At 60.1% G+C, this 12679-nt stretch carries 5 protein-coding genes; 1 reads left to right on the forward strand and 4 read right to left on the reverse strand.

From position 1 onward, the window contains the following. Positions 1–2: 2 nt before the first annotated feature. From GDA65_07405 to GDA65_07420, 4 genes are all read right to left on the reverse strand, one after another. Positions 3–2768: a helicase gene (locus GDA65_07405; GenBank protein MBA5862518.1), complete on the reverse strand. Its 2766-nt coding sequence runs from the start codon at positions 2766–2768 to the stop codon at positions 3–5. Then, the gene (locus GDA65_07410; GenBank protein MBA5862519.1) at positions 2765–7945 is read right to left on the reverse strand and encodes a DEAD/DEAH box helicase; all 5181 of its coding nucleotides are present in this window, start codon (positions 7943–7945) and stop codon (positions 2765–2767) included. Before GDA65_07410 ends, GDA65_07405 begins: the two co-directional genes overlap by 4 nt. A gap of 177 nt (positions 7946–8122) precedes the next feature. Continuing rightward, positions 8123–9343 (reverse strand): DUF4143 domain-containing protein, encoded by a 1221-nt coding sequence (locus GDA65_07415; protein MBA5862520.1) that lies wholly within the window; start codon positions 9341–9343, stop codon positions 8123–8125. Between the two features lie 387 nt (positions 9344–9730). Next, positions 9731–11236 (reverse strand): DUF2779 domain-containing protein, encoded by a 1506-nt coding sequence (locus GDA65_07420; GenBank protein ID MBA5862521.1) that lies wholly within the window; start codon positions 11234–11236, stop codon positions 9731–9733. Positions 11237–11337: 101 nt separating this feature from the next. On the opposite strand from GDA65_07420, the gene GDA65_07425 reads away from it, so the two are divergent. Continuing rightward, positions 11338–12663 (forward strand): MATE family efflux transporter, encoded by a 1326-nt coding sequence (locus tag GDA65_07425; protein ID MBA5862522.1) that lies wholly within the window; start codon positions 11338–11340, stop codon positions 12661–12663. The last annotated feature ends 16 nt before the right edge of the window (positions 12664–12679 follow it).

Here is a 12679-nt window from a genome sequence, read left to right on the forward strand (position 1 = left end):
GCTCAGGCCTCTCCCGGCATCAGAACGAACAGGCCGATCACATCCGGCGGTAGAACGGCCTCCACGGTCACGCGCGAGGCTGACCCTGACGCTGCGCGGAGGCGGGCATGGTCCTGCATGAGCTCTTGTGCGCGCGATTGGGCGAAGTCGGCGATCGGTCCTTCGAGCAGACCCGGCAGGGCCTCCTTCGCCTTGGCGATGAACCTGTTGCGTGCGACAGGCGCGAGATCGGACGTGGCGGGTGTATTGAGCCATTCTCGGGCAGTTTCGCCAGCCGCCACGATCCGGCCGCCTTGGATCGCGACAAGCGCCGCCTCCTCAGCCAGCAGCAACCGTTCCTTGCGAGCATGGACTGTCAGCTTGAAGCGTATACGAAGCAGAAGCACACGAGTGATCTGCTGCACGGTTGTGGTCGGCCAGGCGCCGACCCGACCGATGCCGAGACTTGACAACGCCTCCGGATCAAGCGACGCCTCGACCAGCGCTTCAGCAAGCGTGGCCGTCAGGGGATGTGTCCTAGTGAGCAATGCGGTGCCCGACAGCGCCGGTTCAGCCGTCACCAGACGAACCGATCCGCTGAGATCGTGTTCCGCCAAACGCTCCCGCAGACCGGCATCAAGGGCATCGACATGTGCCAGAAGCACAGCTTTCCGGGTTTCGAGCGGCACACCGAAACAGGCCATCGCGCGTTCGACGAATAGCTTCGCATCCGCCGGGGAGCCGAGGAGCGTGCGGACCTTCTCCCATTCCGGGGCGACTTCCTGCGGCTTCACCGTGTTCTGGGCGAAACGCGCACGGGATCGCTTCTCGTTTTCGGATGCGTCGCGCCATCGCGCCTCCATGACCTTGGCACCGTCGTCGAGGCGAAGATCGAGCGTGAGCTGTGGGGATACGCCACGGCGCAGCATCATGGACGCCATCAGCGCATCCGTCACCGGCCCCCGCTCCTCGGGGAGCGGTACGGTCACGCCTGTCGCTTTTCGGATTTCCTCGGCCTTGCGGAGGATGACCTCGAGCACTGCCCCGTCGATGGCGCTGTCCGGCGAGAACATCATAATCGATCGGACGAGTTCCGCGGGTTGACCGAAGCGATCCACCCGCCCCTCACGCTGCTGGTGCCGGGTCGGATTCCAAGACAGGTCGTAATGGACGACTGTATCGAAGAGCTGCTGAAGATTGATACCTTCGGACAGGCAGTCGGTAGCGACAAGGATACGCTGAACCGGCTTTTCGTCGTCCACGGTCGCCATGTCGGCAACGCGATCGCGACGCTCATCCGGCGTAAGCACGCCCGTCACGGCTTCGATCGCCAGTTTCGGGAAGGCCCTGCACAGACCATCATGGACATGCTCGGCCGTCGCCAGATAGCGACAGAAGACAACGGGATTTGCGCCCGTCTTGATGAGGGGCGTCAGCACATCGACGAGGGCAGTCAACTTCGGATCAGGCTTGCCGACCAATTCTTCGGCGCGCTTCACCAAGGCGAGCAGCTCCGGTTCGGCGTCAAAAGCCGTGCCCGGTTCAAGATCGACCGCGTCCTCGTCGTCCCCGTCATCATCATAAATTTGAGGCTCGAGGCGATCGTTCTCGTTCGACATGCGGTTCCTCAGCGCGCTCAGGGCTGCGGCCGGCGAAGAGCCGACGCAGCGCATCAGTGCCAAAGTGCCCCAGAAGGCCAGACGCCGCTCGCGCTGCCCGGATCCTGCCCGAGACACGATGCCGAAACAGTAATCGAGTACGGCGTCCTGGAACCCGCGATAGCCCTCAGAGAAACGATAGTCAAACTCCATCGTCTCATGCTTCGGGAAAGCCCGGTTTTCGTCCCAATCCCCCGAGACGAGATCGATCCGGCGACGTTGCACGAAGTGCCGGGCCAGCCGCTCGCGATACCGCGTGTATTCAAAGTCCATCGCAGCAAATGATGGGTCGATTAGAGAGAGAAGACGCGCGAATGCCTTTTCGTCCCCGGAATGGGGCGTCGCGGTCACAAGGATCATCCGCCGCTCGGGATTTCGGGCCAGTTCCGACAGAAGCTCGAAACGCTGCTGCCGTCCCTGATGCGTGCCCACACAGGTATGCGCTTCATCGACGATGACGACATCCGGGCAGGTGCGCGCAAAGCCTTCGCGGCGTTTCTCTGCTTTGATGTAGTCGAGGCTGACGACTGTGAAGGGATAGGCGTCGAACAGGGTCTGCGCAAGCGGCAGACTGCGTTCCAGGCGGCTCGCGGTGCCTGACGTGACTGGGACGGCATCGATCCCGAAGCGTACCTTCAGCTCTCCGACCCATTGCCCGACGAGGTGCGGCGGGCAGAGCACCGAGAAGGCATCCACCTCACCCCGGTCCATCAGTTCGCGCAGAATGAGGCCGGCCTCGATCGTCTTGCCGATGCCGACGTCATCCGCAATGAGAAGGCGCGGCACCGGCAGACGAAGCGCCATCAGCAGCGGCACGAGCTGGTAGATCCGCGGTTCGAAGGTGATCTGTGCGGCGGACCGGAAAGGGCCCGCACCGCGGCGCAGGGTCAAGCGCATCGCATCCGCGAGTAATGCCGCTTTCGCCTGAACAGTGGTCGTGGCGTCGGCAGGCAGATCAAAACGGGCTGGCTGGACCGGTAGGATCTCGAGCTTCGGGTCGAGGATGACCATATCACTCTCGCTGCCAGAGAGTGGGCGAAGCGCCAGAATGCCGTCCTGCGGCGCCGGCAGCGCAACCCATTCGCGCCCGCGAGCACGAACCAGATCTCCGGGGGCGAAGTTCACTGTCATCGGGACGTCCCCCCGAATAGCGAGATCATGGCGTCAGGCACGCCTGCGGCTGCGGTTCCCGGCAACTCAAACAGCGTCCAACCTTTGGCTTCAGCTACCTGGCGCGTTGCCTCAGCCAAAGGAGAGACACAAGCCGCGACAAAATGACTACGCCAGGCGAAGTTCATCTCCTGATTGGAAAAACAGACAGTGGCGCCATCCGGAGGCGGCATCCCCGCCTGCTTGAAGGCGTTTTCCCATCCCCCGCCCTCGGCCGTCCGACCCGGCGCTGTAGCAAGCACCACCTGCCCGCGCGCCAGATCGACCAGCATCTGTTTAGCTTGATTGCTTGTCCGGTCGATTAGCTCGTGATCGGGCTGGTTAAAGTATGAGAGCAAGCATCGATAGCATCCGCGAATACAGGCCTCTCCTTCCCGGCTGACGAGCAGCTTCGCCTCGCCCGCTGCGATCGCACCATCGACCTTCTCGAAATGCATCAGGGTCAACGCTTCGCGGGCGACCTTGCCGAGCGCTTGTGAATCCTCGATCAGGCGGCTCAACACCCCCGCGCCGCCCTCTGTGGCTTCATACGCCAGGATGGCACGACGGTTATCGCGAGCAGGCAACGGTTCGCCAAGGACCTCGCCTTCCTCTAATTGGAAAATGACCTCGATGCCTCTCAGGAGTGCATGCTGAACCGTTGCAATTGTCCCAGGCTCATAGGCCGTAGGCTCAGTGAAACGGAAGAGCAGCGCGTTCTTGTGGTCGCGAACGATGGGGACGATCCGAACCGGCTTCACAACGTCCGGAGGCACATCGACATCGGGATCTTCGTCTTCAGACTTTCTCCAGTAGCCACTGCGGGGATCGATATGGAAACCGAACACGGTCTGATTTGCGCGCCGCTTCAGCCCCTTGTTAATGCGACTGATCTCGGCGCTATTGGCATATTGCAGATTGAAAATAGAAACATCATCGCAACGGAAGTCGGCCTCGCTGGTCTGCACCCGGCCGTCTCGTTTCGGCCAGGAAAAGACGGTCTGGATATCAAAGCCCTGCCGGACGCGCTCTTCGTCATTGGCCGTGATCCGTTCAGCTGGCGCGGCCTCTACGTTGTCGATCCGGAGCGTCCGCTGCACAGGCACCTCGCCTGCCATTGGACTGTTGCATGCATGGCAGCGCTCGACCTCGCTGTCATGACATGCGCCGCAGTTCGAGCAGATGTAGATATCTCGAGTAGCGAGTTCTGTCCCGTCTCCAGTCCGGACTTCCGGCGGCAGCTTCGCCTTCATGACCCGGTAGGCACGGCCTTCGTGGTAGATCAGACTGCGCGGGCCGAATTCAGAAATAGCCAGGAAGCGTGCACGCTGGAGGAATGAGCCGGTTTTTCCCTCGCCGGGGATGAAGGCATAGAGCGGCAACCGGGGGAAATTGTAGCCCGGCAGGAAACCTTCCGTAGCGAGATACCGGTAAGAGTAGAAATCCGAACCGTTGGTGGCCCTCCCCTGTTCGAGAATGGCGATCTGGTCGCTCGCTTGCATCTGCGCTGCCTTAATCCGCCGACGGTCCGCGCCCGAGAGGCCAGTGATTTCCGAGCGGGCGTTGGCTTCCAGCAGCTGCGTTCGAGCCGAGTTGTACAGTTCCCGCCAACGATCGAAGGCATGATTGAACTCCAAAGGCGCGTGCTGGGCCACTTGGGCGACGAACTCATCCGGCTCATTCATCCAGGCCGGCTTTCGGCCGTCCACGGAATCGAGAATCTGATCGAGAATCCGCTTCATCGGAGCATGCGCTACCTTCGCCAGTTCAGGCCGGTCGATGACGTCGTAGATTTCCGTCTTCAGCGGGTACCCCGTCTGCGTCAGGTCGAGGATTTCCGGGATGTCGGGGCGAAGGGCCAGCTTCGTTTCCGCGAGCCACACGGCCTGCAGATGCGATCGAACAAGCTCCTCATTGGTAATGTCGAGCGCCGGCGGCCGAACAACACCCGCTACCATCTCGTTACGCCGCTCGAAAAAATACTGGTCGTGTGGCGATTGCGCCGCGCAATAGGTCACGATGACGGCAGCCTGCCCGGAACGCCCGGCACGGCCAGCGCGCTGAGCGTAGTTCGCCGGCGTCGGCGGCACGTTTCGCAGATAGACGGCATTAAGTGCCGAGATGTCGACGCCAAGCTCCATGGTCGGCGAACAGAACAGTGCAGGTAGAAACTGCGCTGACTCTCCTGCTGCCTTGAGATCGGCGGCACTCTTGGTGAGATTCTCCCGGTCTTCCTTCTCAAACCGGAAGCGCCACTCACGCCATTCGCGCTGTCGCTGGGACACCTGGGCCGTGTGCTCACGGCCTTCGAGGCCCCAAAAACTACTCTGGCCAGCTTTCAGATCGGTAGCAATCTCATTGTAGAGATCGTGAAAGTAACGGTTTCCTTGCGCTGTGCCTGTCCGGATGGCTTTGCCGGGCACGATACGAACGGCTGACGGCGACAAACGCCACCCTTGCAGATCCGCCTCGATGTCGACGCGCGACACAAGTCCCTCACGGGCTAAGAGTTCCATCAAGCCCGTCATAACTGACAGGTAATCTCCTCTGCCCAGCTTGGTCCCGATGACGCTTGTGCGATTGATGAGGCGCGCGATACGGGAATTGTGCCCTGCGCGAACGATCGTCTGTTCTTCCCGCAGTCCCACCCGGTCCTTACCAGGCGCTTGCAGAAACAGGGTCGTGCGGCTTCTGGGCGTCTCCTTTGCGTCAATCGCCCAAGGAGCGCACAGAAGATTTCGAGACTTCTGAGCGACGGTATCGAGAACGGTCAGATCGAGTGCTTCGGTTCCGACAGCCAGACCGTCGAGCATGGCGCCGAGGACCAGATTCAGCATGGCCTTTCGCCTGGGCACGTCGAGCGTCCCAAAATCCGGTAAGAGGGCGGCGAGGCGATCCGTATCCTCGGCGATATCGTCGAGGCCGATGAACGCGACGTCAATGAGCTTAAGAACCGAGAGACTCGGATTGGTGTAACGCCACCCTCGGCGCAGGTCGGTCCAGAACCGATGGGCGAGCACCTTCGCAAAGGACCTTTGCGCATCTTCACGAACGACGGCGCCCGCCTCGGGATCCAACATCCAATGGATGCGCGCATCCCTGTTAGTCGCAGTGAATCCGAGCGCTTTCACGACCCGCAGACCGAATTCGTCCTCGGCTATGCCATCGTCACCCGCGTCCAACACCGCCCGCAGAATTGCGCCGCGCAGGAGGCTGACGAACAGAAAGTCGTTGAAGTGGCCGGCCTGAAGGGCCGCGTCCTGCCGGTTGTCCGTGAAGCCAAGGAGCTTCCGCTTTTCTTTGGGAACGCCACTATTCCGTCCGTTCATCCATTCCAGGGCGGTCGAGACGAGAAGCGTCGTGGCCGAGCTTCGGCCTTCGCCCGAAAGGCCTGCAAGTTTGGTACGCTCCCGCATACTGGAATGCGGCTGATCGAGGCAGCATGGGCAGAAGCCGAACTTGCCGGAAATGAACCAGAAGCTCTGCCCCGATAAATCATACCGTCCATCCGGGGCTACCGTAACCATCTGAGGGACCCGGCATTTCCTATTCGCCCGAATCCGCTCGATACCATTGCGCTCCTCGCGCCAATCCTCGGGAAACGTCTCGATCTCACCCGTGAAGTCATAATGGGAATCGCCATCTCCTGTGGGGATCAGATAGCCTGCGGCGTCCCCTTCCTGATCATCAAGTGGTACATCGTCGATGTTCCTTGGCAGAAACAGAACCCCGTCTGCGTCCTCAGTCTTGGTGACGACGTGGACCTCATATCCGCATTCCCGGCAGAATCTGGTCGGATAGAGGCGATGGCCCGGCGCGCTGGGATCTTCGAGCTGACCTTCAAACAAGACATTCCTGGGCTTCTCAGTCAGCGTGGTGAAAACTTCGCCTGCGCCGGAGATGAACTGGTGGAGTTTAAAGGCCAGGAATGCACCGGTCCCCGAGCCGCCTCGCTCCATTTCCGCCATGCTGATGCGCGTCAGGAATGTCTCAAGGCTGCTTCGGCAAACCTCGATTTCTACGCCGCTATCCTTTGACAGCAACGCAACGGCCTCTTCAAATGGCTGTGGCTTCTTGCGCTTGAGCTCCTGCGCATCATCCAAACCGATCGCCAATTCTGTCCAGACCGCCAGGGGGTGCTTCCTGAGAACCTCATCGGTCAATACATCCGGGAGCGTAGCCGTCAACACAGGCGCAAGCTCCGGCCGCACGTCATCGAGCTTTAACCGATCGTCCGTTGCCCGTTCAAGCGATTCGTCGATGACCGCATCCGGCCCGATGGAGACCCCGAAAAGACGTGACGCAACGTCCGCTACAGCCTGTGCGCGGTTGGCGTCGGATCCTTCGCTCGCCATGGTGGCTGAAGTCCCAATACAAATCGGCGCCTTGTCTGGCGTGCAGCGGTTGCGAAGACGGCGGACGAGGATGGCGACATCGGCGCCCTGGCGGCCACGATAAGTATGCAGCTCGTCAAGAATGATGAAGTCCAAACCGTTCGCGTTCTCCATGACCTTGGTGTCGAGGTTGTCCTGCCGCGTCAGGAGCAATTCGGCCATCATGAAGTTGGTGAGGAGGATATCCGGCGGGTTATCCGCGATCCTCTGCCGCTCCTCCTCCCTTTCCTGGCCAGTGTAGCGTCGCACCACCGGCTTGATCTCCGTTGGCAGACCAGATTGAGAGATGAATTTCTCGATCTCGTTGATCTGACTGTTCGCCAGCGCGTTCATTGGATAGACAATAATGGCCCTGGTTCTATGCGCCTTGCCCGCTTTCCGCGCACGTACGATTGCGTCGACCACAGGCACGAAAAAGCAGAGCGACTTACCCGAGCCGGTTCCGGTGGTGACCACATAACTCTCGCCCGCCCGCGCCTTGGCGATAGACTGCGCCTGGTGGCGATAAAAACGCAGAGGTGCCGGTCCAAATCGGAATATTCTGCCTGTCGCTTCGTCAAGATCGCCGGAGGCAACCAGTTCGTCAACGGTCGGCCCCCGAAGAAACCGGGGATTGATAGACAGCAGCGCATCCGGCCAGAAACGTCCCTCGTCATACTGACGGTCAATCTCGGACTTCAGGTCTTCAGATCGAATAGTGCTGAAGGAACGTGAGAAGCGGGCGTAGGAATCGATGAGGCGATGATCAAATTCGAATGCCTTCATTGCCAGGATCTCCCTCCAACATTTCTTACAATGCAGCAATCCTTGTCCGGAATGGCCTCACCAATCGTTGCCATGAGGGCTCAAGAAGGCCAGGACGAGTCAAGCGTCGCTCTATATCAAACACCGTTGCCAGTTAGGCCGTTAGTTCCAATTCCCCTTTGTGCTTATTCATGATGCTCATCCCCACAAACATGACAAGGGTGCCGCCACCAGGCGGTCGCCGAACGGCACAACATCCGTGCTGTCATAGAGCACCGCACCGAACGCAAAGCGGTCCCCGCAGACTTCGGCTAGTGCCCGAAGGCCTCCGAAGTCACCAGCCTTGACTGTGGCGCTCGCCTTCACCTCGATGCCTGCGATCATCCCGTCATCCCGCTCCAGCACAATGTCTACCTCGCGCATGTCTCGATCTCGGAAGTGAAGAGGCGTGAGTCGGAGATCCGAGGCCGTCATCAGCTTCAGCACTTCTGAGAATACGAAGCTTTCCAGCAGGGTACCGAACGTCCCGCGATCCGCCTTCACCCGATCGAAAGTGAGTCCACGTGCGGTCGCCAGCAGACCAGAATCGAGAAAGTGTAGCTTGGGTGTCTTGATGATGCGCTTCAGGGCGTTGGTGAACCAGGGTTGCACTGTCGTGATCAGGAACACCTGTTCAAGTAGCCCGACATAGCGCTGCCCGGTCTTATGGCTGACATTGATGCTCCCGCCGAACTGCGAGTAGTTGATCAACTGGCCGGAATGCTCGGCCAGCAGGCGCACGAACTTCGGAAGCTCGGTCAGTTTCTCTACATCGGCGATATCACGCAGATCGCGAGTCAGGATCGAAGTGAGGTAGGCCCGTGCCCAGTCCTGCCGCCGCCGCTCGCTATTGCGACTGATCGGCTCTGGGAAGCCACCGAGCAGGACAAGCTGGAGGAGATCATCGCCGATGATCGCGTCCTTCCGGCTCTGTAGCTTCCCCTCGAAGAGGCGTTCCAGAAAGGTCGGTGTCCGCCCTTCGATTTCGGCCCTGGCCAGCGGCAGTATTCGGATGGTCTCCATCCGGCCGGCCAAGCTGTCGGCGATCCGAGGCAGGGTGAGAACATTCGCCGAGCCCGTGAGCAGAAACCGCCCCGAACGATAGTCCTCATCGACCGCCTTCTTGATCGCCAGCAGCAGGTCGGGTGCGCGTTGGATCTCGTCGATAATGGCCCGGTCCAGGCCTCGGATGAAGCTGGTCGGATCGGAGTGGGCGGCCTCGAGAACAGTCTGATCGTCAAGCGTGATATAGGTTCGGCCGGCTTCCCCCATCTTTCGGACGAGCGTAGTCTTTCCGGCGCGGCGCGGTCCCACGATCAGGACGACCGGGGTGTCTAAAAGGGCTTCCTCAGCCCGCTTCTCCACAAACCGCTCGAACATGGCACCTCCGAATCCCAACCGGTTGGAATTATTGGTTTCGGCTAATTGGAAGTCAATAGTCCGCTGATTGGAGGTACGTGGCTTCGACCTGGAAACCAGAAGAGGAAAACTTCCCTACCAGTCAAGCACTGCCTCCATCGAACCTTTCAACCAGGAGTTCAGTAACCCATCCAAGGTCATGGGTGTCCCCCTTCCTCTAGTGGTCTATTCGCCTCCGTCCGGCCAGGGTAGTCTCTGGTCCACACAGGAGGGCGACATGTTCGAACAAACTGACTCCGCGCTGGTGATGACGTTGTTGGCCTTGGGTGGGATCGCGCTGATGGCGGACGAAAAACTCGGATCAAGCTGTCTGCAGATGGTGAAATGGATTCGCACGCGGGGCAGGCACTAACCGGCGCGTCGCTTCAATTCCCTCCGTAACTCGACCATCGCCAGGGTGTCACGTTCACAGTATCGCAGCAGCGCCTCCTGAATCTGAGCCTTCTCAATCCAGTCCGTGACGGCAAAAACCATGCGGCTGTATTCACAAGCCGCGACACCCCCATCCCGGATCACCAAGTCGTCATAACTCAGAGAGGGCACCACGGCCGGCAAGACGGTTTTGATCGAGTAGCTGCCCTCGAAGGCCGGATGATAATAGTGATCCCGGATGATCACGTGAAGATCCCACAACCTGGCCACCACCCGTTTCAGGTCCTTGCGTAACGACGGGAAATCCTCCGCCAGCCGCTCGATCACGGAGCGTTCGTAACTCGAATAGACACAAATGCTGCCCTCCTGCCCCAAGGACTCCAACAACGTCATGGCCAGCTCTTCGCGAGGATCCCGTTCGTCCCGGCACAGGAACTCGGCATGCACCAGTGTGCCGTTATGCTGCTCAATGTGATTGGACCATTGAGTGGGAATGACCTGGTAGGGTCTCGTATCTAGGAATTTCGGCACCGCCGGCATGAAGGTTTCAAAATCCAGATGGTGGACGGGATAGACGACCGTCTCCAGCGCCGACCGCAGGCCCGCCCCGATCCATTCCCGGTTCTCTTTGACGCGCCGTTGCACCGGCGTGAGCGAGACATGATCGGGAATCTCGTCGATCGTCTCCACTCCTAACTCACGGAGATGGACGACCGTCTTGCTGCTCCCCGGCAAATGATAGATCCATCGAGCCGGTTTGTTTTCGGTGCAATGGTTCCAGAAGGGACATTCGTACGGGCTTTGACAATGTTCATCCGGAGTAATACCCGGAGCCGACATGGCTTCCAGCATCGTCTGCATGGCCGCGAGTCTCGCGCTGACCTCGGGCAATCGTGGCCGCACGGTCTCGGTTAATGAACGGATACCGAACAGCTGATCGAGATCGAGATGCCGCCCGTCGAAGACGTACTGCGTATTCACATGCATGAGACAGATATCCACCAGCACATGTCCGAGTCCTTCCAGGACGTAGCTTTGGATGGTCAGATCGTCTACATGAGTCGCCTTCACCTTGGTGGAGGACTTCACCTCCACGAGACGCCAGGTCGGTTGCCCCAGGTCATTCACCCCGACTCGTTCCAGGACGTCCACACGAACCAGCACCTGGTTGAACTGAAAAGCGCCTTCGAAGATTGCTGCTACGGTCGGATCCTGGAGCAACTCCGCCGTCTGCGCCAGCGCTTCCTGGGATTGACGATACCCGGCCGTGACGAGACGGCCGCCGGGAAAACGCTGGCGGGCCAGTTCGCCGAGATCCGTGCCCATATCCAGAATCGCCTGTGTGGCGGCATCCGGCTTGGTTGCCAACCCCGGAGCGTGGACCTCCAGGTACAGACGCTTGTGACATTGCAGGCCCGACAAATATCGCGATTTGGACAGCCGATACGCGGAGCGCGCGGCAGGCTCGGGTGAGATCAACATAGGCTTCTGCAGGCTACCGAAGCGCGATGTGCATTGTCCAGTCCCGCCCGGCGAGCGTGATGCTCCACGAAGCAGACCTGGTTCTGTTAGGATGACGCCGCATGGCAAACGGCATCGCACAAATCAGACGCTCGGTTCTCACGCTCGCACTTCCCGTCACCGTCAGCAGCCTGTTGCAACGGGCTGAAGGCATCGTCGCCGTCTTTCTGGTTGGAGGATTGGGGGCCGTCCCGATCGCCGCCGTCGGCCTCGGCCAATTGCTGGCCTTTATCGCCACCACCCTGGTTTCCGGTCTCTCGGTGGGATCCAATGTGGTCATGGCTCAATTGTGGGGCGCCCGCCGCTACGACGATGCCGGTCAGGCCGCGCGTCATTTCCTCGGACTGTCCATCCTGATCTCGCTCGGTCTCTTGAGCTTCGGCTTGCTGGTCAATCGGCTGGCGATGGAATTGCTCGGGGCGCAAGCGGATGTGATCCACCTCGCGCTTCCTTACTCGAACCTGATCTTTCTGCTCATTCCGTTTACGATCATGCTGCAGGTGCTCTCCTCGATCCTGCAGGGCACGGGCGATACCAAGACGCCCATGTATGCGATGATCGTCGTGAACCTACTCCATATCGCCATCGCCGTCCCCCTCATCTATGGTCGATGGGGCGCGCCGGAACTGGGCGTCAACGGCGCGGCCATCGCGGTCGGTATCGCGGAAGCGACCGGATGTGCCTATCTGTTCTTCCGGTGCCGCGCGATGCTCCACCCGTTCCACCGGCTACGGTTCGATTTAATTCGCACCATCTGGCGCGTGGGGGCGCCGGTCTCGGGTGAACGCATCGTCCAACAAGCGGGCATCCTCCTCTACACGAAGATCGTACTGATCTACGGGACGGTTTCCTACGCGGCCCACCAGGTTGGATTGTCGATCGAGTCCCTTTCGTTTCTTCCAGGCTATGGCTTTGCGATCGCCGCGGCGACCATGGTGGGACAGAGCATCGGGGCGGGAAAATACACACGGGCGAAACTGGAGAATTGGGAAGCGAATCGGTTGGCAGCCTACATGATGTCGGCAATGGGAGTGATCTTCTTCTTTTTTCCCTATGCCCTGCTGCGCGCCTTTACCAGCGATGAGGCCGTGATCGAGCTGGGCACGCTGTTCTTAAAAATCGTGGCGCTGCTCCAGATTCCGCTCGCGCTCACCATGGTGGTGGCCGGCTCGCTGCGCGGAGCGGGCGACACCCGGTTCATCATGATCGCCACAATGATCGGCATGTGGGGCGTGCGTATTCCCATCGCCCTGGTGGTGGGCTATTGGTTGAATCTGGGCCTGTTGTACGTGTGGCTGGCGATGATCGCCGATTGGACGTTGCGCATGGCGTTGATGCTCTGGCGGTATCGTTCGGAACGGTGGAGGCAGCTTCAAGTCATTTACTGATCCAACCAGGTATAGG

The organism is Nitrospira sp. CR1.1, assembly GCA_014055465.1.
Classification (GTDB): Bacteria; Nitrospirota; Nitrospiria; order Nitrospirales; family Nitrospiraceae; genus Nitrospira_A.

Coding starts and splice junctions, on each gene's coding strand:
- GDA65_07405 (MBA5862518.1), bottom strand. CDS start 2,768: ATGACAGTGAACTTCGCCCCCGGAGATCTGGTTCGTGCTCGCGGGCGC.
- GDA65_07410 (MBA5862519.1), bottom strand. CDS start 7,945: ATGAAGGCATTCGAATTTGATCATCGCCTCATCGATTCCTACGCCCGC.
- GDA65_07415 (MBA5862520.1), bottom strand. CDS start 9,343: ATGTTCGAGCGGTTTGTGGAGAAGCGGGCTGAGGAAGCCCTTTTAGAC.
- GDA65_07420 (MBA5862521.1), bottom strand. CDS start 11,236: ATGTTGATCTCACCCGAGCCTGCCGCGCGCTCCGCGTATCGGCTGTCC.
- GDA65_07425 (MBA5862522.1), top strand. CDS start 11,338: ATGGCAAACGGCATCGCACAAATCAGACGCTCGGTTCTCACGCTCGCA.